The sequence below is a fragment of the Pseudomonas pudica genome, from assembly GCF_015680405.1.
GTDB classification, from domain to species: Bacteria; Pseudomonadota; Gammaproteobacteria; order Pseudomonadales; family Pseudomonadaceae; genus Aquipseudomonas; species Aquipseudomonas pudica.
This window is the reverse complement of the sequence record NZ_JADLJS010000014.1, coordinates 1-23,930: the sequence shown is the minus strand read 5'-3', so window position 1 is coordinate 23,930 and position 23,930 is coordinate 1. Positions and strand designations below refer to the sequence as shown.

Here is a 23,930-nt window from a genome sequence, read left to right as displayed (position 1 = left end):
GAATTCTGTGTGTCAGCCACGGACGATCAGCGCCGCGTCGGCTTCGGCCTTTTCGGCCGCTTTCTGGCGGATGAGCTTTTCCAGTTCATCGACCAGGTTGTCGTTGGTCAGCTTCTGTGCCGGCTTGCCGTCGATATAGACCAGGTTCGGCGTGCCGCCGGTCAGCCCCACATGGGACTCCTTGGCTTCGCCCGGGCCGTTGACCACGCAACCGATCACCGCCACGTCCAGCGGCACCAGCAGGTCTTCCAGGCGCCCTTCCAGCTCGTTCATGGTCTTGACCACATCGAAGTTCTGCCGCGAGCAGCTCGGGCAGGCGATGAAGTTGATGCCACGCGAGCGCAGGTGCAGCGATTTGAGGATGTCGTAGCCGACTTTCACTTCCTCGACCGGGTCGGCCGCCAGCGAGATACGGATGGTATCGCCAATGCCTTCGGCCAGCAGCATACCGAGGCCGACAGCGGATTTCACCGTCCCCGAACGCAGGCCACCGGCTTCGGTGATGCCCAGGTGCAGCGGCTGCACGATCTGCTTGGCCAGCAGGCGGTAGGCTTCGACGGCCATGAACACATCGGAGGCCTTGACGCTGACCTTGAAGTCCTGGAAGTCCAGGCGGTCGAGGTGCTCGACGTGGCGCAGGGCCGACTCGACCAGCGCCGCCGGGGTCGGTTCGCCGTACTTCTTCTGCAGGTCCTTTTCAAGCGAGCCGGCGTTGACGCCGATACGAATCGGGATACCCCGGTCACGGGCGGCATCGACCACCGCACGCACACGGTCTTCACGGCCGATGTTGCCCGGGTTGATACGCAGGCAGTCGACGCCCAGTTCGGCCACGCGCAGGGCGATCTTGTAGTCGAAGTGGATATCGGCAACCAGCGGCACGCTGACCTGCTGCTTGATGCGGCCGAACGCCTCGGCGGCGTCCATGTCCGGTACCGAGACGCGCACGATGTCCACGCCGGCATCGACCAGGCGCTGGATTTGCGCCACGGTGGCGGCAACATCGTTGGTGTCGGTGTTGGTCATGCTCTGCACCGCGATGGGGGCATCACCACCCACCGGTACATTGCCGACCCAGATTTTGCGGGATTCGCGACGTTTGATCGGAGATTCGCCGTGCATGATTACTGTCCCAACTTCAGGCGAGCTGTCTCGCCACTGGTGAACGGGGCAACATCGACGGCCTGGCCGTTGTAGCTGACCTGGGCGCCACGGGCAAAGCCCAGGCGTACCGAGAACGGCGGCTTGCCGGTCAGCTCGAGGTTGTCCCCCTTGCGCTTGATGGCGCTGAACAGCACCTTGCCGTTGCCGTCGGTGACCTGGGTCCAGCAATCGGCGACGAACTGGATGGCGACCTTGGCGCTGCCAGCCGGCACCACGGCAGGGGCAGCAGGCTCGGCAGCGGCCACGGCCGCTACGGGCGTAGCAGGTGCAACAGCCGCCGGGGCCGGAGCCGGGGCAACCGGTGCTACCGGCGCAGGCGCTGCAGCAGGGGCGCTGGCGACCGGTGGCACAGGCGCCTGCTGGGCTGGATTTGGCACCGCGGCAGCGGTAGCAGCAGGTGCCGGGCTTGCCGGTGCCTGTTCGGCGGCGGCAGGCTGCTCGGCAGCGCCCTGCTCCAGCGGCAGCGGCGCGCTCTCGGGCTGCTGCCCAGCGGAGACAGCCTGGTCTTCAGGCTCATCGAGCGGGTGAATCTGGGTGGTACCGTCGGCGCTTTCGACTTCGACGTGCTCCAGGGCGATCTTGGCCAGGTCCTTGCCACGCAGGCTGCCCTGGTCCTGCCACCAGACAAAGCCGCCACCGACCACGGCCACCAGCAGCAGCAGGCTGACGCCGCGCAGGATATTGTGAGACAGCCGCACCGGCTCTTCGATACGGCCCAGCGAATGCACGTCGCTGCCTTTGGCGTGGGTACCGGTGTAACGGTCGAAGGCCTCCACCAGGGCAGCCTGGTCCAGGTCCATCAGCTTGGCATAGGCGCGGATATAACCACGGGCGAAGGTATGCCCCGGCAGCTTGTCGAAGGCGCCGGTTTCCACGTGGTTCAACGAACTGACAGTGAGGTTGAGCTTGCGGGCCACCTCGGCTTGTGACCAGTCCCGGTTCTCACGGGCCTGACGCAAAAGCTCACCGGGGTTCTGGCCAGGCGCTACTGCTACTTCGGGATGCGCGGCTTTCATCGTTGCTCCGACAGGTATTGCTGATATTCCGGCGTACCGGGATAAAGTCGTTGTAATTGCTGGCCCAGCTCGGCCAGTGTGCCCTGCTCGTCGAATACCCTGGCAAGGCGACTGCCCAGCAGCAGGCTACGGGCATCGTGGTCGCTCAACTGGCTGAAACGATCGTAGTATTCCCGGGCCGGCACATAATGCCTGTTTTCGTAGGACAACTCAGCCATTTCCAGCAAGGCTTTCGGCTGCCGCTGGTTGAGTTGCAAAGCTTTCAGCAGATACGCATGGGCCTGGTCGCGGCGCTCGAGCTTCAGAGCGGTCAGGCCCAGGTTCTCGTACACGCGTGAGCGCTCAGGATACAGGGTATCGGCGCTGGCAAGGCGAAACATCTGCTCGGCCTCGGCAAATCGCCCCTGAGCATAAAGGAAACTGCCGTAATTGTTGCGAATTCGCGTGTCGCCCGTGCGTGCGTGCAGCGCCTTGCGAAAGTGAGCTTCGGCCAGCGCCGGCTCGCCTTCGGCCTGGAAGACCAGCGCCAGGGCGGCGTGCGCGTCGGCATCTCCGCCATCCAGGGCCAGGGCCTTGCCCAGCGGCGCCTTGGCCTGCTCGGTCAAACCCTGTTGCAAATAACCCAGCCCAAGCTGCACATAGGCCCGCCCCGCCTCTGCCCTGCCCTGGCGGCTGGCCAGGGGGTCGCTCGCACCGCCCGACACGCAGCCGGCCAGCAGCGAAAGCGCAAGGATCGACAGCGCGGCGCGCAGGCTCATGGGCAAGGTCCCGGTCAGTGGCTGGCGGGGCTGTCTTGCAGCTCGGCGTCCGCGGACAGCTGGCGCACAGCGATGTAGCGCTCGCTGCGGCGGGTGCGGTCGTTGACCTGGCCGACCAGCTGACCACAGGCAGCGTCGATGTCATCACCACGGGTGGTGCGGGTAGTGACGTTGAAGCCACCGTGGTGCAACAGATCCTGGAAACGGCGGATGGCGTTGTTGCTTGGCCGCTCGTAGCCGGAGTGCGGGAACGGGTTGAACGGGATCAGGTTGATCTTGCATGGTACGTCGCGCAGCAGCTCGATCATTTGCGCAGCATGCTCAGGCTGATCGTTTACGTCCTTGAGCAGGGTGTACTCGATGGTCAGCACGCGCTTGCCACCCAGGGTGGACATGTAGCCCATGCACGATTCCAGCAGCATCTTCAGCGGGTACTTCTTGTTGATCGGTACCAGCTTGTTGCGCAGTTCGTCGTTCGGTGCGTGCAGCGACAGGGCCAGCGACACGTCGATGTGCTTGGCCAGCTCGTCGATCATCGGCACCACGCCCGAGGTGGACAGTGTGACGCGACGCTTGGAAATGCCATAGCCCAGATCTTCCATCATGATCTTCATGGCGGCGATGACATTATCGAAATTCAGCAGGGGTTCGCCCATGCCCATCATGACCACGTTGGTAATGGCGCGGTCGATCTTGGCCGGAACGGTCCCGAAGGATTTGTTGGCAAGCCACACCTGGCCGATCACTTCGGCGGCGGTGAGGTTGCTGTTGAAGCCTTGCTTGCCGGTGGAGCAGAAGCTGCAGTCCAGGGCACAGCCGGCTTGCGACGACACGCACAGGGTGCCGCGATCGTCGGTGGGGATGTAGACGGTCTCGACGCAGCTGCCGGAGGCAACGCGGACCACCCACTTGCGGGTACCGTCGGCGGAAATGTCTTCACTGACCACTTCCGGGCCCCGAATCTCGGCAACGGCCTCGAGCTTTTCGCGCAAGGCCTTGCCGACATTGGTCATGGCGGCGAAATCGTCGACGCCAAAGTGGTGAATCCATTTCATGACCTGACCGGCACGAAAACGCTTCTCTCCGATCGACTCGAAGAATTTTTCCATTTCCTGCAGGGTCAGGCCCAACAGGTTGATCTTGCCAGTCATGTCACTCATGGAATCACCCAAGACCTGCTTCGCTTAGCGAATGCGGTCGCACAGCTCGGTAGCGGAGAAGAAGTAAGCGATTTCGCGGGCAGCCGAAGCTTCCGAGTCGGAACCGTGAACAGCGTTTTCGTCGATGGAAACGGCGAAGTCAGCACGGATGGTGCCGGCAGCAGCTTCTTTCGGGTTGGTGGCGCCCATCAGCTCGCGGTTGGCCAGAACGGCGTTTTCGCCTTCCAGAACCTGAACGATGACCGGGCCGGAAGTCATGAAGGCAACCAGGTCAGCGAAGAAGCCGCGCTCTTTGTGCTCGGCGTAGAAGCCTTCGGCTTCGGCTTTGGACAGTTGCTTCATTTTCGAAGCGACGACGCGCAGGCCGGCTTTCTCGAAACGAGTGGTGATCTCGCCGATGACGTTCTTGGCAACGGCGTCAGGCTTGATGATGGAGAAAGTACGTTGAACAGCCATGGAAAACTCCAGAAAAATGAGTGTTGCGAAAAATTAAACCCGCGAATTATACGCGGGTTCCAGGGGATTGCCTAACCTGCAGGACGCGTTCAGTCGGCTTCTTCGATCCAGGCCGCCTGGATGGCCTCGAGCACTTTCTCACCGCCGCGTGACGGATCGTCGCTGAATTCTGGCAACGCCAGCACCCAGCGGTGCAGATCGACGAAATTCACATAACGAGGATCGACTTCCGGCTTGCTTTCTGCAAGCTGGATGGCGATCTCAAGTACATCAATCCATTTCAGGCTCATGGGGCAAACCTCAGTGCGGCGCTTCAGCGGCGTGGTTGAGCGAATACTTGGGGATCTCGATGACCAGGTCCTGGTCAGCGACGACCACCTGGCAGCCGAGGCGCGATTGAGCCTCCAGGCCCCAGGCCTTGTCCAGCATGTCCTCTTCCAGTTCGTCGGCTTCTTCGAGCGAGTCGAAGCCCTTGCGCACGATGCAGTGGCAAGTGGTGCAGGCCTTGACGCCGCCGCAGGCGCTTTCCATCTCGATGTGATGGTCGTGGGCCAGCTCCAGGATGTTGGTCCCGGTCTCGACTTCCACGGTCAGCCCTTCGGGGCAGAACTTCTCATGCGGCAGGAATGTCACCAGCGGCATCGGTTACTCCTCGATCTCATTCAGGTTGCGCCCGGCCAGTGCGGCTTTGACCGTCGAATCAAGGCGACGGGCGGCAAATGCGTCAGTCACCTGCGACAGACGCTTGGTCTGTTGCTCGATGGCTGCGCCATCGGTGCCGGCCAGCAAATCACGTAGTTCTTGCATCTGGAATTCGATGGCGTCGCGCTCGTCACTGCTGAGCAGGCGCTCACCGTCGGCGTCCAGGGCGCCCTGTACCGCTTCGAGCAGGCGCTCGCCGTCCACCTGGTGCTCGCGCAGCTGGCGGGCCTGCTTGTCGGAACCTGCGTGTTCGAAGGAATCCTTGAGCATGCGGGCGATTTCGCCGTCGGTCAGGCCGTAGGACGGCTTGACCTGAATGCTGGCTTCCACGCCCGAGCCCAGCTCGCGGGCGGCGACGCTGAGCAGGCCGTCGGCGTCGACCTGGAAGGTGACGCGGATTTTCGCCGCACCGGCGACCATGGCCGGGATGCCACGCAGCTCGAAGCGCGCCAGCGAGCGGCAGTCGCTGATCAGCTCGCGCTCGCCCTGAAGCACGTGGATCATCATGGCCGACTGGCCATCTTTGTAAGTGGTGAACTCCTGAGCACGCGCCACCGGGATGGTGGTGTTGCGCGGGATAACCTTCTCCATCAGCCCGCCCATGGTCTCGAGGCCAAGCGACAGCGGGATGACATCCAACAGCAGCAGTTCGCCACCTTCGCGGCGGTTGCCGGCCAAGGTATCGGCCTGGATGGCGGCACCGATGGCCACCACCTGGTCGGGGTCGATCGAGGTCAGCGGAGTGCGGCCGAACAGTGCGCCGACAGCTTCACGCACACGCGGTACGCGGGTCGAACCACCGACCATGACCACGGCGCTGACTTCTTCCAGCTCGATACCGCTGTCACGCACGGCGCGGCGGCAGGCCTTGAGACTGCGGGCGACCATGGGCTCGATCATGGCTTCGAAACCGGCGCGGCTCAGCTCGCCCTGCCAGGTGCCATGGCTGACGCTGACCACGTCGGCGTCGGTCAGGGCTTCCTTGGCAGCGCAGGCAGTCTGCAACAGCGCGCGCTGGGTGGCCGGGTCCAGGTCGGACGACAGCCCGGCCTGCTCGATGATCCAGCCAGCAATGGCGTGGTCGAAGTCGTCACCACCCAGGGCGGTATCGCCACCGGTGGCCAGCACTTCGAATACGCCGGCAGTCAGGCGCAGGATGGAAATGTCGAAGGTACCGCCGCCCAGGTCGTAGATGGCCACCACACCTTCGGCATTCTGGTCCAGGCCATAGGCCACGGCTGCGGCGGTCGGCTCGTTGAGCAGGCGCAGCACGTTCAGGCCGGCCAGGCGCGCAGCGTCCTTGGTGGCCTGGCGCTGGGCATCGTCGAAATAGGCCGGCACGGTGATCACGGCACCGACGAGTTCACCACCCAGGGTGGCTTCGGCACGCTCGCGCAGCACCTTGAGGATGTCGGCGGACACTTCCACCGGGCTCTTAGGCCCCTGTACGGTGTCGATGAACGGCATGTGCGACTCACCGCCAACGAAGCGGTACGGCAGCTGCTCGCCCAGTTGCTTGACGTCGGCCAGGCCGCGCCCCATCAGGCGCTTGACCGACAGCACTGTGTTCAGCGGGTCGCTGGAAGCGGCATCCCGCGCAGCCTGCCCCACTTCGCTGCGCCCTTCGAGGTAGCGCACCGCGGACGGCAGAATGACGTTGCCCTGTGCGTCGGGCAGGGGCTCGCTACGGCCGCTGCGCAGTGCAGCGACCAGGGAGTTGGTGGTACCCAGGTCGATCCCCACCGCCAGGCGGCGCTGATGCGGCTGAGGGCTTTGACCGGGTTCGGCAATCTGCAGTAGGGCCATGCTTATCTGAATACCTTAGGTGCCATCACGGGCAGCACCGGGTTAATCGTCGAGGCGCTCTTCCAGTTGGCGCACTTCTTGAGCGAGCTTGTCGAGGAACTGCATGCGGCGCATCAGGCGCTCGGCCTTGTCACGCTCGCCAGGGGCGTCCCAGCAGGCGGCGAAGTCCTCGTTCAGCGTGTCCTGAGCGGCTTTCAGGCGCTTCTTGAACACAGCCACGCCATCGAGGTCAGCTTCGTCCTGCAGTTCTTCGAGCTCTTCACGCCATTGCATCTGCTGCAACAGGAAGTCAGGGTCGTGGACCGTGACCTCCTGAGGCACTTCGTGGCCGCCGATGGCCAGCAGGTAGCGGGCGCGACGCGGCGCACTGCGCAGTGTCTGGTAGGCGTCGTTGAGGGCCGCGGATTTTTCCAGCGCCACGCGCTGCTCGCGCTCGGAAGCGTCGGCAAAGCGGTCGGGATGGACTTCGCGGGCCAGCTCGCGATAGCGAGTGGCCAGCTTGTCGAGATCCAGGCGGAAACTTGGCTGGAGGTCAAACAATGCGAAATGACAAGGAGTACCCACAGCCAGCCTCAAACGTTGAAGCTTTCGCCGCAGCCACACTCACCGCGCACGTTGGGGTTGTTGAACTTGAAGCCTTCGTTCAACCCTTCCTTGACGAAGTCCAGTTCGGTGCCATCGAGGTAGACCAGGCTCTTGGGATCGATGATCACCTTGACGCCATGGTTCTCGAACACCTGGTCTTCGTCCGCCAGCTCGTCGACGAACTCCAGCACGTAGGCCAGGCCCGAGCAACCGGTGGTGCGCACGCCCAGGCGAATACCTTCGCCCTTACCGCGCCCTTCCAGGGAACGCCGCACGTGGTTGGCGGCGGCTTCTGTCATGCTGATAGCCATCAGGACTCCTTACCTCGCAACAGGCGACTTAGATCAAGCCTTTCTTCTGCTTGTAATCGCGTACGGCTGCCTTGATGGCGTCTTCGGCGAGTACCGAGCAGTGGATCTTGACCGGCGGCAACGCCAGTTCTTCGGCCAGCTGGGTGTTCTTGATGGTCTCGGCTTCGTCCAGGGTCTTGCCCTTCATCCACTCGGTGGCGAGGGAGCTGGAAGCAATGGCCGAACCGCAGCCGTAGGTCTTGAACTTGGCGTCTTCGATCACGCCCTGCTCGTTGACCTTGATTTGCAGGCGCATCACATCACCGCAGGCCGGGGCGCCGACCATGCCGGTACCGACGTCCGGGTCTTCGGCGTTCATCTTGCCGACGTTGCGCGGGTTTTCGTAGTGGTCGATGACCTTTTCACTGTATGCCATGGTGCAATTCCTTCCTCATCAGGGAGCCGCTCTTGCCGGCGACTGCTTAGTGGGCGGCCCACTCGATCTTGGAGATGTCAACGCCGTCTTTGTACATGTCCCACAGCGGCGACAGCTCACGCAGTTTGTTGACGGCCTCGCAGACTTTCTGCGCGGCGTAGTCGACTTCTTCTTCGGTGGTGAAGCGGCCGAAAGAGAAGCGGATCGAGCTGTGCGCCAGCTCGTCGTTGCGGCCCAGGGCGCGCAGTACGTAGGACGGCTCGAGCGACGCGGAGGTGCAGGCCGAACCGGACGATACGGCGATGTCCTTCAGAGACATCAGCAGCGATTCGCCTTCGACGTAGTTGAAGCTCAGGTTCAGGTTGTGTGGTACGCGGGCAGTCTTGCTGCCGTTGACGTACAGCTCTTCGAGGTCCGAAACCTGCTTGAAGAAGCGGTCGCTCAGGGCCTTGATGCGCACGTTTTCTGCGGCCATTTCCTGCTTGGCGATAGCGAAGGCTTCGCCCATGCCGACGATCTGGTGGGTCGGCAGGGTGCCCGAACGCATGCCGCGTTCATGGCCACCGCCGTGAATGATGGCTTCCAGGCGTACACGCGGCTTGCGGCTGACGTACAGCGCGCCGATGCCTTTCGGGCCGTAGACCTTGTGCGCCGAGAACGACATCAGGTCGACCTTCAGCTTCTGCAGGTCGATTTCGACCTTGCCGGCCGACTGCGCGGCGTCAACGTGGAACAGCACGCCTCGCGAGCGGGTCAGTTCACCGATGGCGGCGATATCGTTGATCGAGCCGACTTCGTTGTTCACGTGCATCAGCGATACCAGGATGGTGTCGTCGCGCAGCGCCGCCTCGACCATGGCCGGAGTGACGATGCCGTCTTCGCCTGGCTCGAGGTAGGTGACTTCGAAACCTTCACGCTCCAGCTGGCGAGCGGTATCCAGGACCGCCTTGTGCTCGATCTTGGAGGTGATGATGTGCTTGCCCTTGGTCTGATAGAAGTGCGCGACGCCCTTGAGTGCGAGGTTGTCGGACTCGGTGGCACCACTGGTCCAGACGATTTCGCGCGGATCGGCGTTGATCAGCTCGGCAACCTGGCGACGACCGTTCTCGACCGCTTCCTCGGCTTTCCAGCCAAAGACGTGGGAGCGCGAAGCCGGGTTACCGAAGTTCCCGTCGACCAGCAGGCAGTCGGCCATCTTCTGGGCCACGCGTGGATCGACCGGGGTGGTCGCGGAGTAATCGAGGTAGATCGGCAACTTCATTTGTCTCTCCTATCAGGCGGTGGCGTCGCTCGTCGTCCCGGTGGGATCAATCGACGGCGGACGTCTCAATCTTGTCCAGCTGGGCGGTTCGGCCTGCGACACGACGCAGGTCCTGGCGCTGGGCGACTTCCTGCACCTCACGGCGCATGACGAGGTCGGCCAGGCTTATACCGCTGAGGAATTCATGGATCTGCTGGCTGAGGTCGCACCACAGGTGGTGGGTCAGGCAGGTGTCACCGGCATGGCAGTCCCCGAGGCCCTGGCAACGGGTGGCATCGACCGATTCGTTGACCGCGTCGATGACCTGGGCCACCTGGATGGTTTCCATGCCTCGCGACAGCTGGTAGCCACCGCCTGGACCACGCACGCTGGAGACCAGGCTGCTGCGGCGCAGCTTGGCGAACAGCTGTTCCAGATAAGAGAGGGAAATGCCCTGGCGCTCGGAAATGTCGGCCAAAGACACCGGCCCATGCTGCGCGTGCAACGCCAGGTCGAGCATGGCGGTCACGGCGTATCGGCCTTTGGTAGTCAGTCGCATGGCTATTGGGTACCACGGGAGTTACAGGATGTGAGCGAGTATGCGATTCCCGAGCATTTAAGTCAACTATTAGACCTAGTGCTTTAGTCGGGTTTGCATCAGGGAGGCGGGCGCGATTGTAGCAGACAGGGGGCGTGAGCACACGCCCCGTATGTCACCGTGATTTCAGCGCGGCGCAATCAATGCGATTGAGTGTCGCGCTGAGCCACCTGGGCAACTTCCGTGAAGTCATCTTCCGGCAGGGCTGGCAGTTCCTTGGCGCAGTAATCGCTGCCCATCTTGGTCAGGGCGCCGCACATGCCCTCCAGCCGCTCGTCGACTGCCTGCAGGTGGTCGAGCATCTGGCCGATGGCACGAGCCACCGGGTCGGGCATGTCGCCACTGACACCATAGGCGTCGAAACCGATCTTCTCGGCCATGGCCTTGCGCTTGGCCTCGACCTCATTGTCTTCGCTCTTGACGATGATTCGCCCCGGGATGCCGACCGCAGTGGCGCCAGCTGGCACTGCCTTGGTCACCACCGCATTGGAACCGATCTTGGCTCCGGCACCGACGGTGAACGGGCCCAGCACCTTGGCCCCCGCCCCTACCACCACGCCGTTTTCCAGGGTGGGGTGGCGCTTGCCTTTGTTCCAGCTGGTACCACCCAGGGTCACGCCCTGGTAAAGGGTGACATCGTCGCCGATTTCGGCGGTTTCGCCGATTACGATGCCCATGCCGTGGTCGATGAAGAAGCGCCGGCCGATGGTGGCGCCGGGGTGGATCTCGATACCGGTCAGCCAGCGACCGAAGTTGGACACCAGGCGGGCCAGCCACTTGAAATCACGCTTCCATAGGGCATTGCCCAGCCGGTGCAGCCAGATGGCGTGCATGCCCGGGTAGCAGGTCAGCACCTCGAAGGCGTTGCGCGCAGCAGGGTCACGGTGGAATACGCTTTGAATATCTTCACGCAGGCGTTCGAACATCTGTCAGTCCTTCCGTTTATGCGGCTCGCCCCGGACCACTTTCTGGGTCTCGGTGAGGATGCCGCGCAAAATGCTCATTTCCGAACGTTCGACCGCCACCCGCCCATACAACCGACGCAGGCGCGGCATCAGGTGCTTGGGCTTTTCGGGGTCGAGAAAGCCGATACCGACCAAGGTCTTCTCCAGGTGGTCGTAGAACAGCTCCATTTCGTCCATGGTCGCCAGCTCGCTGGCGTCAACCTTCTCGACCTTGCCCGGCACCGCACCAGCGGCAAGCCAGGCCATGCGCACCTCGTAGGAGAGCACCTGGACAGCGGCGGCCAGGTTCAGCGAGCTGAAGTCGGGGTTGGAGGGAATGTGCACGTGGAAGTGACATCGCTGCAGTTCTTCGTTGGTCAGGCCGGCGTGTTCACGCCCGAACACCAGGGCGATTTCCTCGCCACCGTTGGCGTGCTCCACCGCCTTGGCACCGCACTCGCGCGGGCCGATCAGCGGCCAGGGGATGCTCCGCTCACGTGCACTGGTGCCCATCACCAGGTTACAGCCGACCAGCGCCTGCTCGAGGCTGTCGACCACCTGGGCGTTGTCCAGCACATCGTCGGCACCCGAGGCTCGGGCACTGGCATCCACGGCGGGGAATTCTTTCGGCTGCACCAGCACCAGACGCGACAAGCCCATGTTTTTCATGGCACGTGCAGCGCCGCCGATGTTGCCGGGGTGGCTGGTATTGACCAGAACAACACGAATATTTTGCAGCAAGGTGTTGTGCTCACAGATGCAGGAATCAGGGCCTTCGATCTTACAGAACCGACAGACGTAACGCCACGAAAGCAAATGTGACACTTCTGCCGCCAAAGTTTTCTGCTAGAATGATCGGCTTTCTTCTTTAACATCTCCAGGTGACCCGCCCATGCAGCCTATGCTGAATATCGCCCTGCGCGCCGCTCGCAGCGCCAGTGAACTGATTTTCCGCTCCATCGAACGCCTGGATAGCATCAAGGTCGATGAGAAAGAGGCCAAGGATTACGTCTCCGAAGTCGATCGCGCCGCCGAGCAGAGCATCGTCAACGCCCTGCGCAAGGCCTACCCGAACCACTCCATCCAGGGCGAGGAAACCGGCCTGCACGCGGGTAGCGGCGAAGAAGGCAAGGATTACCTGTGGATCATCGACCCGCTGGATGGCACCACCAACTTCCTGCGTGGTATCCCGCACTTCGCGGTCAGCATCGCCTGCAAATACCGTGGCCGCCTTGAGCACGCCGTGATCGTCGACCCGGTTCGCCAGGAAGAATTCACCGCCAGCCGTGGCCGTGGCGCCCAGCTCAACGGCCGCCGCCTGCGTGTCAGCTCGCGCACCAGCCTGGAAGGCGCCCTGCTGGGCACCGGCTTCCCGTTCCGTGACAGCCAGATGGCTGACCTGGACAACTATCTGGGCATGTTCCGCGCCCTGACTGGCCAGACCGCTGGCATCCGCCGCGCGGGCTCCGCCAGCCTGGACCTGGCCTATGTGGCCGCCGGCCGTTTCGACGCCTTCTGGGAGTCGGGCCTGTCCGAATGGGACATGGCAGCCGGCGTTCTGCTGATCCAGGAAGCGGGCGGACTGGTGAGCGACTTCAACGGTGGCCATGACTTCCTCGACAAGGGCCATATCGTTGCGGGCAACATCAAGTGCTTCAAGGCCGTGCTGACTGCTATCCAGCCGCACCTGCCAGAGAACATGAAGCGCTAAGCGCGGATTGCCGGCAAACAAAAAGCACCCCTCGGGGTGCTTTTTTTGTGCCTGACAGTTTTGCATTGCCTGTGCCGGCCTCTTCGCGGGTGAACCCGCTCCCACAGGGTTGTGCGATCACTGTGGGAGCGGGTTCACCCGCGAAGAGGCCGGTACAGGCAACTCAAATTACTGCCCGGCTTCGCTGAGGATCAGCTTGCCATTCTTGTCCAGCGGAATGGTCGACCCGGGCTCGTGATCCATCTTCACCTGCCCCACCTTGTCGCCAATGGTGTACTTCACGTTGTAGCCCACCACTTTCTCGCTGATGTCGTTGACCGTATTGCAGCGGGTTTGCGTGGTAGTGTAGGTGTCACGCTCCTGCATGCCCTCCTGCACCTTGTTACCGGCATAACCACCACCGACCGCACCGGCCACGGTGGCGATCTTCTTGCCGCTACCACCACCGATCTGGTTACCCAGCAGGCCACCGGCAATGGCGCCCACCACGGTACCGGCGATCTGGTGCTGGTCCTTGACCGGCGCCTGCCGCGTCACGGCGACGTCCTTGCAGACCTCACGGGGGGTTTTTACCTGTTGTTTGATCGGTTGCACGTCGGTGACCTGTGCATATTCAGGCCCCTTGTTGACCAAGCTGTAGGTCGCGACAGCACCTCCGGCAGTCACACCGACAGCACCCAGTACCGCACCCACAAGCATTGATTTGTTCACATGAACCTCCTGATCATAACCCGCGGGTCCGACCCGCCTTCTCCCAGCCTTGGAGTAAAAAAAAAGGCGCGAGTTCAACACTCACGCCTTTTGGGCCGCCAAACGGCATGGAGTACGCCTTACGGACGGTCGTCCACACCGTCGGTCTTGGCCGGCGGGATCAGGTCTTCACTGCTCAGGTTCAGCCAGATCAGCACCACGTTGGCGATATAGATCGACGAATAGGTACCGGCCATGACGCCGATGAACAGGGCCAGCGAGAAGCCGAACAGGTTGTCGCCACCGAAGAACAGCAGCGCGGCAATGGCCAACAAGGTGGAAACCGAAGTGGCGATGGTACGCAGCAGGGTCTGGGTGGTGGAAACGTTGATGTTCTCGATCAGCGAGGCCTTGCGCATGACGCGGAAGTTTTCGCGCACCCGGTCAAACACGACGATGGTGTCGTTCAGCGAGTAGCCAATGATCGCCAGCACCGCCGCCAGTACCGTCAGGTCGAAGGTGATCTGGAAGAACGACAGGATACCCAGGGTCACCACCACGTCGTGGATCAGCGAGACGATCGCACCCACGGCGAACTTCCACTGGAAGCGGAATGCCAGGTAGATGAGGATGCCGCCCAAGGCCAGGAGCATACCCATGCCGCCCTGGTCACGCAGCTCTTCACCCACCTGCGGGCCAACGAACTCGACACGCTTGACCTTGGCCGGGTTGTCGCCGCCAGCCTTCTGCAGGGCCTCGGCAACCTTGTTGCCCAGCTGCGGGTCATCGCCCGGCATGCGCACCAGCAGGTCGGTGGTGGCGCCGAAGCTCTGCACCACCGCCTCGTTGAAGCCGGAATTGACCAGCTCGGCACGCACCGCCTTGAGATCGGCCGGGCGCTCGTAGGTCAGCTCGATCAGCGTACCGCCGGTGAAGTCCAGGCCGAAGTTAAGGCCCTTCTGCCACCAGCTGAACAGCGCCAGCACGGTGAGGAGCACGGTAACGGCGAACGCGACATTGCGCACGCCCATGAAGTTGATGGTTTTCATCGCAGCTCCCTCAAACCCACAGCTTCTTGATGTCACGCCCGCCGCAGGTCAGGTTGACCATTGCACGGGTCACCATGACGGCGGTGAACATCGAGGTGAAAATCCCGAGGGACATGGTGACCGCAAAGCCTTTGACCGGGCCGGTACCCATGGCGAACAGGATGCCGCCGACCAGCAGGCTGGTCAGGTTGGCGTCGATGATCGCGGTATAGGCGCGATTGAAGCCTTCGTGAATGGCGCGCTGCACCGACATGCCAGCGTTCAGCTCTTCGCGGATACGCGAGAAGATCAGCACGTTGGCGTCCACCGCCATACCCATGGTCAACACGATACCGGCAATACCCGGCAGGGTCAGGGTGGCGCCCAGCAGCGACATCAGCGCCAGCAGCAGGACCATGTTGCCCGCCAGGGCGATGGTGGCGATCACACCGAAGGCACGGTAGATGGCGATGATGAACAGCGAGACGAACAGCATGCCCCACAGCGACGCATCGATACCCTTGGTGATGTTATCGGCCCCCAGGCTTGGGCCGATGGTGCGCTCTTCAGCGAAGTACATCGGCGCGGCCAGGCCACCGGCACGCAGCAGCAGGGCCAGTTCGGACGATTCGCCCTGGCCGTTCAGGCCGGTGATGCGGAACTGGCTGCCCAGCGGCGACTGGATGGTCGCCAGGCTGATGATCTTCTTCTCTTCCTGGAAGCTCTGTACGGCAACGTCCTTCTCGACGCCGTCGACGGTCTGCTTGACGTAGCGGGTGACCGGCTTCTGCTCGATGAAGATCACCGCCATGCTGCGGCCGACGTTGCTGCGGGTAGCACGGGTCATCAGCTCGCCACCGTGGCCATCCAGGCGGATGTTCACCTGCGGGCGACCTTGCTCGTCGAAGCTGGCCTGGGCGTCGGTCACCTGGTCACCGGTGATGATCAGGCCGCGCTCGACCGCGGCGGAACGGCCACCTTCACGGAACTCGAACACCTCGGTAGTGGCCTTGGACGCGCCCGGTTCGGCACCGAAGCGGAACTCCAGGTTGGCGGTTTTACCCAGGATGCGCTTGGCTTCGGCAGTGTCCTGCACGCCTGGCAGCTCGACCACGATGCGGTTGGCGCCCTGGCGCTGTACCAGCGGCTCGGCTACACCCAGCTCGTTGACCCGGTTGCGGACGGTAGTGAGGTTCTGCTTGATCGAGTATTCGCGGATCTCGGCGACTTTCGCCTGGGTCAGCGCCAGACGCAGCACGGCGAGCTCGTTGCGCTCGGTGGTGGTCAGGTCGAAGTCGTTGAAATTCTTGCGGATCAGGGCACGGGCCTGTTCGCGGGTAGCATCGTCAGCGAAGCCCAGCATGATACCGCCATCCTGCTGAGGCAGGCTGCGGTAGCGGATGCGCTCTTTGCGCAGCAAGGTCTTGACCTCGCCTTCGTAGACTTTCATGCGGGCGTTCATGGCCTTGTCCATGTCCACTTCCAGCAGGAAGTGCACACCACCGGACAGGTCCAGGCCCAGCTTCATCGGGCTTGCGCCCAGGTTGCGCAGCCATTGCGGGGTAGTCTGGGCCAGGTTCAGGGCCACGACGTAATCATCGCCCAGTGCCTTGCGCACTACATCCTTGGCTGGCAGCTGGTCTTCCTGATTGGTCAGGCGGATCAGCCCGCTGCCCTTCTCACCCAGGCTAGCGCCCTTCACAGCGATCTTGGCATCGCCCAGCGCCTTGCTGACGCGGTCGAGGTCAGCCTGGTTCACCTGCAGCGCCGAACTGGCACCACTGATCTGTACCGCCGGATCATCCGGGTAGAGGTTGGGAGCGGAATAAATAAAACCGATCGCCAGTACCAGCACGATCAGTGCGTATTTCCACAGAGGGTATTTGTTCAGCATCACGCCGCCCGTTCAAGACGCGGGGCGCTTTGCGCGCCCCGACTGGAAAAATGAAACCGGTAACTCAGATAGCCTTGAGCGTACCTTTTGGCAGGGTGGCCGCGATGGCACCCTTCTGGAACTTCAGCTCGACGTTGTCGGAAACTTCCAGTACCACGAAATCATCGGAAACCTTGACGATCTTGCCGGCGATGCCGCCGTTGGTGACAACTTCGTCACCCTTCTGCAAGTTGCTCAGCAGGTTCTTCTGCTCTTTTGCACGCTTGGCCTGCGGGCGCCAGATCATCAGGTAGAAGATGACCAGGAAACCGACCAGGAAAATCCACTCGAAGCCGGTACCGGCTGGGCCGGCGGCAGGTGCTGCGGCGTCCGCGTATGCGGCGGGGATCAAGAAGCTCATTGGGCACTCCTAATGTAATTTTCTAATAATGGATGCGGACAGTCAGTCCAAAGGCGGCACAGGAAGCCCGCGCTTGGCGTAGAAGGCGTCGACAAAGGCGGCCAATTTACCCTGTTGAATAGCCTCGCGTAAACCGGCCATCAAGCGCTGGTAATGGCGCAAGTTGTGGATGGTATTCAGCATGCTGCTCAGCATTTCGCCGCACTTGTCCAGGTGATGGAGATAGGCGCGGGAGAAGTTGGTGCAGGTGTAGCAGTCACAGGTCGGATCCAGCGGCGAATCATCGTGGCGATGGAACGCATTGCGGATCTTGATCACCCCTGTATCGACGAACAGATGACCGTTGCGCGCGTTACGCGTCGGCATCACGCAGTCGAACATGTCGACGCCGCGGCGCACACCCTCAACGAGATCTTCCGGTTTGCCTACCCCCATAAGGTAACGAGGTTTGTCAGCAGGCATCTGGCCTGGCAGATAATCCAGCACCTTGATCATTTCATGCTTGGGTTCGCCCACCGACAGGCCGCCGATGGCCAGGCCGTCGAAGCCGATGTTTTCCAGGCCCTCCAGCGAGCGCATGCGCAGGTCCTGGTACATGCCGCCCTGGACGATACCGAACAGCGCCGCGGTGTTGTCGGCGTGGGCGTTCTTCGAGCGCTGGGCCCAGCGCAGCGACAGCTCCATGGACGCGCGCGCCACGTCGTGCTCCGCCGGGTACGGGGTGCACTCGTCGAAGATCATCACCACGTCCGAGCCCAGGTCACGCTGCACCTGCATCGACTCTTCCGGGCCCATGAACACCTTGGCGCCATCAACCGGCGAGGCGAAGGTCACGCCCTCCTCCTTGATCTTGCGCATGGCGCCCAGGCTGAACACCTGGAAGCCACCGGAGTCGGTGAGGATCGGGCCTTTCCACTGCATGAAGTCGTGCAGGCCGTTGTGCTTCCTGATCACCTCGGTGCCCGGACGCAGCCACAGGTGGAAGGTGTTGCCCAGGATCATCTCGGCGCCGATGGCCTCGATGTCGCGCGGCAGCATGCCCTTGACCGTGCCATAGGTGCCCACCGGCATGAACGCCGGGGTTTCCACGGTGCCCCGTGGGAAGGTGATGCGGCCACGACGGGCCTTGCCGTCGGTGGCCAGCAGTTCGAAGGACATTCGACAGGTGCGACTCATGCTTGATCCTCGGGCCCGCGTGGCGCCGGATTGCGGGTGATGAACATGGCATCACCGTAACTGAAGAAGCGGTACCCCTGCTCGACCGCCGCCGCGTAGGCGGCCATGGTCTCGGGGTAGCCGGCGAAGGCCGAGACCAGCATCAGCAGCGTGGACTCCGGCAGGTGGAAATTGGTGACCAGCGCGTCGACCACATGGAACGGCCGGCCCGGGTAGATGAAGATGTCGGTGTCGCCGCTGAAGGCCTTGAGCACGCCATCGCGCGCGGCGCTCTCCAGCGAACGCACGCTGGTGGTGCCGACCGCGACCACCCGGCCGCCACGGGCGCGGCAGGCCTCGATGGCATCGACCACATCCTGGCCCACTTCGAGCCACTCTTTATGCATGTGGTGGTCTTCGATCTTGTCGACCCGCACCGGCTGGAAGGTGCCCGCGCCCACGTGCAAGGTGACGAAAGCCCGCTCGACGCCCTTGGCGGCGATCTTTTCCAGCAGCGCTTCGTCGAAGTGCAGGCCTGCGGTGGGCGCGGCGACCGCACCGGCACGTTTGGCATACACGGTCTGATAGCGCTCACGGTCAGCGCCCTCGTCCGGGCGGTCGATGTAGGGCGGCAGCGGCATGTGGCCGACGCGGTCGAGCAGTGGCAGCACTTCTTCGGTGAAGCGCAGCTCGAAGAGCGTGTCATGGCGCGCGACCATTTCGGCCTCGCCGCCGCCATCGATGAGGATCACCGCGCCTTCCTTCGGCGCCTTGCTGGCACGGACATGGGCCAGCACCCGGTGGCTGTCGAGGACGCGCTCGACCAGCACTTCCAGCTTGCCGCCGGAAGCTTTCTGGCCGAACAGGCGCGCCGGAATCACCCGGGTGTTGTTGAACACCATCAGGTCACCCGGGCGCAGGTACTCGAGCAGGTCGGGGAATTGCCGGTGCGCCAGCGCGCCGGTTGGCCCATCGAGCACCAGCAGACGGCTGCCATGGCGCTCGGCCAACGGGTGGCGGGCGATCAGGGAATCGGGGAGTTCGAAGGAAAAATCGGCGACGCGCATGATAATGTTCGGTTCGGCAGGGCCGGGAAGTTTAGCCCAATGTGTGAAAATTGACCATGAAAGCCGATTGACCGACCAGCGGCGGCTCTCTATACTGCGCGCCACATGCCCTGATGGCGGAATTGGTAGACGCGGCGGATTCAAAATCCGTTTTCGAAAGGAGTGGGAGTTCGAGTCTCCCTCGGGGCACCAAGATCCGAAAAAAACCGACCTTATGGTCGGTTTTTTTTCGCCTGCGATCTGGGCTGCGCTGTCGCACAGGGAACAATGTTCGAGAGCGTGTCATATTCCCTTGTGGGAGCGGGCGAGCCCGCGAAACGCCCAACGCGGTGTATGGCACCGGCTCCGCCGGTGTTCGCGGGCACGCCGCTCCCACGGTGTCCCTGCTAATTCAATTAGTTATGTGCAGTTCCATGAGAGTCCGGGCTGACATTGATGCGCTTTCCGGGCATATCTGCAATCAGCGCCAGCGATCCAGCTGCCCCTGGGCACGGCAGCTGAAAATCGTCAGCAGCTCGCTCAGTGTATGCGCTGACGGTTCGGCAACGCGGGTCACCGCATACAAGGTGATCGGCAACGCCGGGGCCAGCGGACGAATAGCGGTCACCCCAGGCGCCGCGCCAAGGGCGGTGAAGGGGTCGATGACGGCCAGCCCAGCACCGGATTCGACCATCGCCCTGGCCAGTGAATAGGTCTGCACCGCAATGCTCACCCGTGGCGGCGGCTCCACAGCCTTGAGGTAGCTGTCGAGGCGCACCGACAGCGGGTCGGCGCTGGACAGCCCGATCAAGGGCGCATCGGCCAATGCCATCAACGACAGCGGCTTGCCTTCATCTTCCTGTGGCCAATAACCTGCCGGCGCCAACGCTACCAACACCCCGCTGGCCAGTGCCTGAGCCTTGAGCGCAGGGTGATCTGGCGGTTGCAGGGTCAGGGCGACGTCGATCTCCCGCATCAACAGGTTCTGCACCAGTTCGCGACTGTGGGCGCTGGACAGCTCGCAGACGATTTCCGGGTACCGCTGGGTCCATTCATGAATGGCCGGCGGCAGCAGCGACAGGGCCAGTGCCGGGGTCGCACCGATCCGCAGGCTGTGGCCCGGCGCGCGACGCAGGCTTTGCGCCAGGCGTCGCACCCCTTGCAGACTCTCCGTTACCTTGTCGACCTCACGCTCCAGCTCCAGCGCCTCGGGCGTGGGCTGCAGCTTGCCGCGCACCCGCAGGAACAACGGAAAGCCCAGTTGCTGCTCGGCGTGCTGCAGAACCTTGGTCACGGCAGGTTGGGAAACGTGCAGCAACTGTGCGGCACCGCTGACCGAGCCGGTCTGGCGGATGGCCTGGAAAATCTCGATATGGCGAAGGCGCATGGCAAGTCCATAACCTTTTTTTATGGCTCAGCGATCTTTATTCATTTTTCGCCACCTGTCACCTGGCCCTAACCTCAGCCTCGTTCCAACCACGACCAAGGACTGACATGGCTCAGCATGTATGCATCATCGGCGGTGGCGTCATTGGCCTGTCAACCGCTTACGCACTGGTACGCGACGGCTTTGACGTGACGCTGATCGAGGCTCGCGATTCGTTGGGCAGTGAAACCAGCTTCGCCAACGGCGGCCAGCTGTCCTATCGCTACGTGGCGCCCCTGGCCGACGCCGGCGTGCCATTGCAGGCCATTGGCTGGATGCTGCGCGGTGAATCGCCGCTGCGATTGCGCCCGCGCTTCGATCGTGCGCAGTGGCGCTGGATGGCAGCATTCCTTGGGGCTTGCCGCTCCTCGGTCAACCGCGCCAACGCCGGCCATCTGCTGCGCCTCGCCCTGCTGAGCCAGTCGACCTTGCAAGCCTGGCGTGAGGAGGACGGCCTGGGTGGTTTCAACTGGCGGCGCAACGGCAAGCTGGTCACCTTCCGCAAGGCCAGCAGCTTCGAGCATGCGCGCAAGAACCTTGCCGTGCCCCAGCAACAACAGGTGCTATCGCACGCCGACTGTGCCCGTCTGGACCCAGCGCTGATGGAGGCGCCCTTTGTCGGCGCCATCTATACCCCGGATGAAGAGGTCGGCGATTGCTACAGCTTTTGCCAGCAGCTGGCGGCGCGCTTGCAGGCGTCGGGACGCTGCAAGTTCCGCCTGGGCCAGGCGGTTTCCGCAATTCGCCATGCGCATGGCGTGGTGAATGCGATTGAACTGGACGACGAAGTGCTGCCGGTGGAGCACCTGGTGGTTGCGGCCGGCCATCGCAGTGCGTTGCTGGCACTGCCCAGCATCGACCTGCCGCTGTATCCGCTCAAGGGGTATAGCCTGACAGTACCGATCGGCGCCCAGCACCGGGCGCCGGACCTGAGCATCACCGACTACGACCGCAAGATCGTCTACGCCCGGATCGGTGAACAGTTGCGGGTGGCGGCGATGGTCGACATTGTCGGTTTCGATCCGACGCTGGACCCCAAGCGCCTGGCCTTGCTCAGGCGCCAGGCCCGCGAGACCTTCGCCAATGCCGGTAATTATGACTACGCCATCGAATGGGCCGGCATGCGTCCGGCCACGCCTAGCGGCGTGCCGCTGCTGGGCGCAACGGCGTATCGCAACCTGTGGCTGAACCTTGGCCATGGTGCTCTGGGCTTTACCCTGGCCTGCGCCAGCGCACGTCTGCTGAGTGAACTGATCGGCCAGCGCCGCCCCTCCATCGACCTGCAGGGTTTCACCGCCCGTGCGGCTGGTGGAAATAGCCGTACTGCAGCATGTCTCTGACCCCCTCACCTACAACGGAGAATAACAATGCGAAAAATCACGTTGATCGGCTGCACCCTTGGCCTGTTGCTAGGCACCCAGGCCCATGCTGACGAAGCAGCGCTGGGGCCTACCCTGGGCAAGATTGCCAGAGCCAACAGCATCACCCTGGGCTATCGCGATGCTTCAGTACCGTTCTCTTATGTGGGCGACCACTCGGGACAACCCATGGGCTACTCGGTAGACCTGGCCAACAAGATCGTCGAGCGGATAAAGCAGAAGCTGGCATTGCCCCAGCTCAGGGTGAAATACAACCTGGTGACATCGCAAACCCGCATTCCGCTGGTGCAGAACGGTACCGTTGATCTGGAGTGCGGCTCGACCGGCGTCACCGCAGAGCGCCAGAAACAGGTGGCGTTTTCCTATGGGTTCATCTATGTCAAAGGCCAGTTGCTGACGGCCAAGGACAGCGGGATCAAGAGTTTCGCCGACCTGCGCGGCAAGAATGTGGTGACTACCGCAGGCACCACCAACGAACGCTACCTGAAAAGCTACAACGTCGATAACAAGATGAACATGTACGTGATCAGCGCCAAGGACCATGGTGAGGCCTTCCAGATGTTGCAGTCCGGTCGGGCGGCGGCGTTCTACATGGACGATGCATTGCTCTACGGCGAACGCGCCAAGGCCCGCGACCCGCACAATTGGGTGGTGGTCGGGGAAGAGCAGTCACGGGAAATCTACGGCTGCATGGTGCGCAAGGATGACCCGCAGTTCCTCGCGCTGGTGAACGCGTCGCTGGGCGAGCTGTACAGCTCAGGGGAAATCAACGGGATCTACCAGCGCTGGTTCGAACAGCCGATTCCGCCTAAAGGCCTGAACCTGGAGTTCCCGATGACCAGCGAACTCAAGGCCATCTTTGCCAAGCCGGTGAGTGATCCGGTGCAATAGTTTCTGCTCGGCGTCCACCTCCGTATGGATCACGGCGGCAGTGACCTGCAAGCGTCACTGCCAGACGTCGCTACTGGGTGAGCGCCGCACGCTCGGGCTTTCTGTGAACACGTCTGGTAACAACCCCTGACGAACCACACCGAACCATGCCCATCCCTCGACGTCCGATCCTGCATCACCCGCGCTTCGAGGTACCCCGCGTGAAAGACATCATCACCCGCAAGTACCGCCTGGTCGTGAAGACCGTCGGCTACATCGGCTGGTCGCTGTTCTGGCTGTTGATCTGGGATGTGCTGGTCACCATCGATTTCATGCTGTTCTTCAACAGCAAGTTCACCCTGCCGCTGATTCCGCTGACCTTGCTGGGCTCGGCGCTGGTGGTGCTGGTGAGCTTTCGCAACAGCAGCGCCTACAACCGCTGGTGGGAAGCGCGCACCTTGTGGGGGGCGTTGGTGAACAGTTCGCGCAGCTTCGCACGGCAGGCGCTGACCCTGATCGATGACCCGGAAGATGGCCTGAACCCGGTCAAGGCTACCCTGCTGCGCAGGCATATCGCCTATGTGAACTGCCTGGCGGCACACTTGAAGGGTGAGCGCTGCCCGGATGAACTGATGGCGTTCATCCCGCCTGCGGAATTCGAGCGGCGCAACCGCTCGAACAATTTCGCCAACGACATTTTGAGTGGTTCGGCGGCATTGCTGGCGCGTGAGTACCAGGCCGGGCGGCTGGACAGCATTCGCCTGGCAAGGCTGGAATCGACGCTGGTGGACCTGTCCAATGCCCAGGGTGGCATGGAACGGATCGCCAATACGCCGCTGCCCTACCCTTACGTGTACTTTCCGCGGCTGTTCATCACTCTGTTCTGCCTGATCGTACCGGTGGGGCTGGTGGAATCGCTGGGCTGGTTCACGCCGCTGGCTTCGACGGTGGTGGGCTTCATGCTGCTGGCCATCGAGCGGATCGGGACGGATTTGCAGAGCCCGTTCAGACTCAGTGAACACCAGATCCAGATGGACAGCATTTGCGAGACGATCGAACGCAACCTGGAGTCGATGCAGCGGGAAGCGCAGTGTGCCGAAGTTGGTGGTGGCAGATACATAACCCGGGGGGGGGTTGAGCCCCCGGGGTGCGAAAAGCCCCCCCAAAAACCGGCAC

The 23,930-nt window shown here is 62.7% G+C and carries 26 protein-coding genes and 1 tRNA gene; 5 read left to right on the top strand and 22 right to left on the bottom strand.

The window, feature by feature from the left end; genetic code table 11:
• Positions 1 to 12: 12 nt before the first annotated feature.
• The 15 genes from ispG to trmJ all read right to left on the bottom strand — a co-directional run bounded on the left by ispG (position 13) and on the right by trmJ (position 11,896).
• Positions 13 to 1,122 carry a flavodoxin-dependent (E)-4-hydroxy-3-methylbut-2-enyl-diphosphate synthase gene (ispG, locus tag IRZ77_RS12410; RefSeq protein WP_038408727.1) on the bottom strand — a complete coding sequence of 370 codons (1,110 nt, stop codon included), beginning with the start codon at positions 1,120 to 1,122 and terminating at the stop codon, positions 13 to 15.
• A gap of 2 nt (positions 1,123 to 1,124) precedes the next feature.
• Positions 1,125 to 2,180: a RodZ domain-containing protein gene (locus tag IRZ77_RS12405; RefSeq protein ID WP_046615808.1), complete on the bottom strand. Its 1,056-nt coding sequence runs from the start codon at positions 2,178 to 2,180 to the stop codon at positions 1,125 to 1,127.
• Entirely contained in the window at positions 2,177 to 2,938 is a 762-nt protein-coding gene (pilW, locus tag IRZ77_RS12400) for a type IV pilus biogenesis/stability protein PilW (protein WP_046615809.1), read from the bottom strand. Before pilW ends, IRZ77_RS12405 begins: the two co-directional genes overlap by 4 nt.
• Positions 2,939 to 2,952: 14 nt before the next feature.
• Positions 2,953 to 4,098: a 23S rRNA (adenine(2503)-C(2))-methyltransferase RlmN gene (gene rlmN, locus IRZ77_RS12395; RefSeq protein WP_046615810.1), complete on the bottom strand. Its 1,146-nt coding sequence runs from the start codon at positions 4,096 to 4,098 to the stop codon at positions 2,953 to 2,955.
• Between the two features lie 24 nt (positions 4,099 to 4,122).
• Positions 4,123 to 4,554 carry a nucleoside-diphosphate kinase gene (ndk, locus tag IRZ77_RS12390; protein WP_023382208.1) on the bottom strand — a complete coding sequence of 144 codons (432 nt, stop codon included), beginning with the start codon at positions 4,552 to 4,554 and terminating at the stop codon, positions 4,123 to 4,125.
• A gap of 89 nt (positions 4,555 to 4,643) precedes the next feature.
• On the bottom strand, positions 4,644 to 4,844 hold the full coding sequence (gene iscX, locus IRZ77_RS12385; protein ID WP_003257859.1) for a Fe-S cluster assembly protein IscX: 201 nt from the start codon (positions 4,842 to 4,844) through the stop codon (positions 4,644 to 4,646).
• 10 nt (positions 4,845 to 4,854) lie between these two features.
• Complete coding sequence (fdx, locus tag IRZ77_RS12380; RefSeq protein ID WP_013971020.1) at positions 4,855 to 5,196, bottom strand: ISC system 2Fe-2S type ferredoxin; 342 nt, start codon at positions 5,194 to 5,196, stop codon at positions 4,855 to 4,857.
• A 3-nt stretch (positions 5,197 to 5,199) separates the two neighbouring features.
• Positions 5,200 to 7,062, bottom strand: coding sequence for a Fe-S protein assembly chaperone HscA (gene hscA / locus IRZ77_RS12375; RefSeq protein WP_046615811.1), 1,863 nt, complete (start codon positions 7,060 to 7,062; stop codon positions 5,200 to 5,202).
• A 42-nt stretch (positions 7,063 to 7,104) separates the two neighbouring features.
• Positions 7,105 to 7,626 carry a co-chaperone HscB gene (gene hscB / locus IRZ77_RS12370; RefSeq protein ID WP_046615812.1) on the bottom strand — a complete coding sequence of 174 codons (522 nt, stop codon included), beginning with the start codon at positions 7,624 to 7,626 and terminating at the stop codon, positions 7,105 to 7,107.
• Between the two features lie 8 nt (positions 7,627 to 7,634).
• Positions 7,635 to 7,958 carry an iron-sulfur cluster assembly protein IscA gene (iscA, locus tag IRZ77_RS12365; protein ID WP_003257854.1) on the bottom strand — a complete coding sequence of 108 codons (324 nt, stop codon included), beginning with the start codon at positions 7,956 to 7,958 and terminating at the stop codon, positions 7,635 to 7,637.
• Between the two features lie 28 nt (positions 7,959 to 7,986).
• The gene (iscU, locus tag IRZ77_RS12360; protein ID WP_003248539.1) at positions 7,987 to 8,373 is read right to left on the bottom strand and encodes a Fe-S cluster assembly scaffold IscU; all 387 of its coding nucleotides are present in this window, start codon (positions 8,371 to 8,373) and stop codon (positions 7,987 to 7,989) included.
• Between the two features lie 46 nt (positions 8,374 to 8,419).
• Positions 8,420 to 9,634 (bottom strand): IscS subfamily cysteine desulfurase, encoded by a 1,215-nt coding sequence (locus IRZ77_RS12355; RefSeq protein WP_013971017.1) that lies wholly within the window; start codon positions 9,632 to 9,634, stop codon positions 8,420 to 8,422.
• Between the two features lie 46 nt (positions 9,635 to 9,680).
• Positions 9,681 to 10,172 carry a Fe-S cluster assembly transcriptional regulator IscR gene (gene iscR, locus IRZ77_RS12350; protein ID WP_008092572.1) on the bottom strand — a complete coding sequence of 164 codons (492 nt, stop codon included), beginning with the start codon at positions 10,170 to 10,172 and terminating at the stop codon, positions 9,681 to 9,683.
• A 179-nt stretch (positions 10,173 to 10,351) separates the two neighbouring features.
• Positions 10,352 to 11,137 carry a serine O-acetyltransferase gene (gene cysE, locus IRZ77_RS12345; protein WP_046615813.1) on the bottom strand — a complete coding sequence of 262 codons (786 nt, stop codon included), beginning with the start codon at positions 11,135 to 11,137 and terminating at the stop codon, positions 10,352 to 10,354.
• A gap of 3 nt (positions 11,138 to 11,140) precedes the next feature.
• Complete coding sequence (trmJ, locus tag IRZ77_RS12340; RefSeq protein ID WP_015269011.1) at positions 11,141 to 11,896, bottom strand: tRNA (cytosine(32)/uridine(32)-2'-O)-methyltransferase TrmJ; 756 nt, start codon at positions 11,894 to 11,896, stop codon at positions 11,141 to 11,143.
• Between the two features lie 151 nt (positions 11,897 to 12,047).
• Here trmJ and suhB point away from each other — a divergent pair, with 151 nt between their 5' ends.
• Positions 12,048 to 12,866, top strand: coding sequence for a type III secretion system regulator SuhB (gene suhB, locus IRZ77_RS12335; protein WP_025337769.1), 819 nt, complete (start codon positions 12,048 to 12,050; stop codon positions 12,864 to 12,866).
• Positions 12,867 to 13,034: 168 nt separating this feature from the next.
• Here suhB and IRZ77_RS12330 read toward each other — a convergent pair whose 3' ends face one another.
• The 6 genes from IRZ77_RS12330 to queA form a co-directional block, all read right to left on the bottom strand.
• A complete protein-coding gene (locus IRZ77_RS12330; RefSeq protein WP_013971012.1) occupies positions 13,035 to 13,577 on the bottom strand; it encodes a glycine zipper 2TM domain-containing protein in 543 nt (180 codons plus the stop codon).
• 119 nt (positions 13,578 to 13,696) lie between these two features.
• The gene (gene secF / locus IRZ77_RS12325) at positions 13,697 to 14,605 is read right to left on the bottom strand and encodes a protein translocase subunit SecF (RefSeq protein WP_046615814.1); all 909 of its coding nucleotides are present in this window, start codon (positions 14,603 to 14,605) and stop codon (positions 13,697 to 13,699) included.
• Positions 14,606 to 14,615: 10 nt separating this feature from the next.
• The gene (gene secD / locus IRZ77_RS12320) at positions 14,616 to 16,478 is read right to left on the bottom strand and encodes a protein translocase subunit SecD (protein WP_046615815.1); all 1,863 of its coding nucleotides are present in this window, start codon (positions 16,476 to 16,478) and stop codon (positions 14,616 to 14,618) included.
• A 64-nt stretch (positions 16,479 to 16,542) separates the two neighbouring features.
• A complete protein-coding gene (gene yajC, locus IRZ77_RS12315) occupies positions 16,543 to 16,878 on the bottom strand; it encodes a preprotein translocase subunit YajC (RefSeq protein WP_003259111.1) in 336 nt (111 codons plus the stop codon).
• A gap of 42 nt (positions 16,879 to 16,920) precedes the next feature.
• Positions 16,921 to 18,036, bottom strand: a complete 1,116-nt coding sequence (tgt, locus tag IRZ77_RS12310) for a tRNA guanosine(34) transglycosylase Tgt (RefSeq protein ID WP_196173604.1) — start codon at positions 18,034 to 18,036, stop codon at positions 16,921 to 16,923.
• A 14-nt stretch (positions 18,037 to 18,050) separates the two neighbouring features.
• Complete coding sequence (gene queA / locus IRZ77_RS12305) at positions 18,051 to 19,100, bottom strand: tRNA preQ1(34) S-adenosylmethionine ribosyltransferase-isomerase QueA (protein ID WP_085600669.1); 1,050 nt, start codon at positions 19,098 to 19,100, stop codon at positions 18,051 to 18,053.
• 107 nt (positions 19,101 to 19,207) lie between these two features.
• Here queA and IRZ77_RS12300 point away from each other — a divergent pair.
• A tRNA-Leu gene (locus tag IRZ77_RS12300) sits at positions 19,208 to 19,292 on the top strand.
• 268 nt (positions 19,293 to 19,560) lie between these two features.
• On the opposite strand, the gene IRZ77_RS12295 is transcribed toward IRZ77_RS12300, so the two are convergent.
• Entirely contained in the window at positions 19,561 to 20,466 is a 906-nt protein-coding gene (locus IRZ77_RS12295; RefSeq protein WP_196173586.1) for a LysR family transcriptional regulator, read from the bottom strand.
• A gap of 107 nt (positions 20,467 to 20,573) precedes the next feature.
• Here IRZ77_RS12295 and IRZ77_RS12290 point away from each other — a divergent pair, with 107 nt between their 5' ends.
• The 3 genes from IRZ77_RS12290 to IRZ77_RS12280 all read left to right on the top strand — a co-directional run.
• The gene (locus IRZ77_RS12290) at positions 20,574 to 21,845 is read left to right on the top strand and encodes a D-amino acid dehydrogenase (RefSeq protein WP_196173585.1); all 1,272 of its coding nucleotides are present in this window, start codon (positions 20,574 to 20,576) and stop codon (positions 21,843 to 21,845) included.
• Between the two features lie 27 nt (positions 21,846 to 21,872).
• Positions 21,873 to 22,775 carry a transporter substrate-binding domain-containing protein gene (locus IRZ77_RS12285; RefSeq protein WP_196173584.1) on the top strand — a complete coding sequence of 301 codons (903 nt, stop codon included), beginning with the start codon at positions 21,873 to 21,875 and terminating at the stop codon, positions 22,773 to 22,775.
• 200 nt (positions 22,776 to 22,975) lie between these two features.
• The coding region (locus tag IRZ77_RS12280; RefSeq protein WP_329603759.1) for a bestrophin family protein at positions 22,976 to 23,930 on the top strand (955 nt) is incomplete at its 3' end.

What these genes read in the sequence shown, in the direction of transcription:
- ispG (WP_038408727.1), bottom strand. Translation starts at nt 1,122, where the DNA reads ATGCACGGCGAATCTCCGATCAAACGTCGCGAATCCCGCAAAATCTGG.
- IRZ77_RS12405 (WP_046615808.1), bottom strand. Translation starts at nt 2,180, where the DNA reads ATGAAAGCCGCGCATCCCGAAGTAGCAGTAGCGCCTGGCCAGAACCCC.
- pilW (WP_046615809.1), bottom strand. Translation starts at nt 2,938, where the DNA reads ATGAGCCTGCGCGCCGCGCTGTCGATCCTTGCGCTTTCGCTGCTGGCC.
- rlmN (WP_046615810.1), bottom strand. Translation starts at nt 4,098, where the DNA reads ATGAGTGACATGACTGGCAAGATCAACCTGTTGGGCCTGACCCTGCAG.
- ndk (WP_023382208.1), bottom strand. Translation starts at nt 4,554, where the DNA reads ATGGCTGTTCAACGTACTTTCTCCATCATCAAGCCTGACGCCGTTGCC.
- iscX (WP_003257859.1), bottom strand. Translation starts at nt 4,844, where the DNA reads ATGAGCCTGAAATGGATTGATGTACTTGAGATCGCCATCCAGCTTGCA.
- fdx (WP_013971020.1), bottom strand. Translation starts at nt 5,196, where the DNA reads ATGCCGCTGGTGACATTCCTGCCGCATGAGAAGTTCTGCCCCGAAGGG.
- hscA (WP_046615811.1), bottom strand. Translation starts at nt 7,062, where the DNA reads ATGGCCCTACTGCAGATTGCCGAACCCGGTCAAAGCCCTCAGCCGCAT.
- iscA (WP_003257854.1), bottom strand. Translation starts at nt 7,958, where the DNA reads ATGGCTATCAGCATGACAGAAGCCGCCGCCAACCACGTGCGGCGTTCC.
- iscU (WP_003248539.1), bottom strand. Translation starts at nt 8,373, where the DNA reads ATGGCATACAGTGAAAAGGTCATCGACCACTACGAAAACCCGCGCAAC.
- IRZ77_RS12355 (WP_013971017.1), bottom strand. Translation starts at nt 9,634, where the DNA reads ATGAAGTTGCCGATCTACCTCGATTACTCCGCGACCACCCCGGTCGAT.
- iscR (WP_008092572.1), bottom strand. Translation starts at nt 10,172, where the DNA reads ATGCGACTGACTACCAAAGGCCGATACGCCGTGACCGCCATGCTCGAC.
- cysE (WP_046615813.1), bottom strand. Translation starts at nt 11,137, where the DNA reads ATGTTCGAACGCCTGCGTGAAGATATTCAAAGCGTATTCCACCGTGAC.
- suhB (WP_025337769.1), top strand. Translation starts at nt 12,048, where the DNA reads ATGCAGCCTATGCTGAATATCGCCCTGCGCGCCGCTCGCAGCGCCAGT.
- secF (WP_046615814.1), bottom strand. Translation starts at nt 14,605, where the DNA reads ATGAAAACCATCAACTTCATGGGCGTGCGCAATGTCGCGTTCGCCGTT.
- secD (WP_046615815.1), bottom strand. Translation starts at nt 16,478, where the DNA reads ATGCTGAACAAATACCCTCTGTGGAAATACGCACTGATCGTGCTGGTA.
- yajC (WP_003259111.1), bottom strand. Translation starts at nt 16,878, where the DNA reads ATGAGCTTCTTGATCCCCGCCGCATACGCGGACGCCGCAGCACCTGCC.
- tgt (WP_196173604.1), bottom strand. Translation starts at nt 18,036, where the DNA reads ATGTCCTTCGAACTGCTGGCCACCGACGGCAAGGCCCGTCGTGGCCGC.
- queA (WP_085600669.1), bottom strand. Translation starts at nt 19,100, where the DNA reads ATGCGCGTCGCCGATTTTTCCTTCGAACTCCCCGATTCCCTGATCGCC.
- IRZ77_RS12295 (WP_196173586.1), bottom strand. Translation starts at nt 20,466, where the DNA reads ATGCGCCTTCGCCATATCGAGATTTTCCAGGCCATCCGCCAGACCGGC.
- IRZ77_RS12290 (WP_196173585.1), top strand. Translation starts at nt 20,574, where the DNA reads ATGGCTCAGCATGTATGCATCATCGGCGGTGGCGTCATTGGCCTGTCA.
- IRZ77_RS12285 (WP_196173584.1), top strand. Translation starts at nt 21,873, where the DNA reads ATGCGAAAAATCACGTTGATCGGCTGCACCCTTGGCCTGTTGCTAGGC.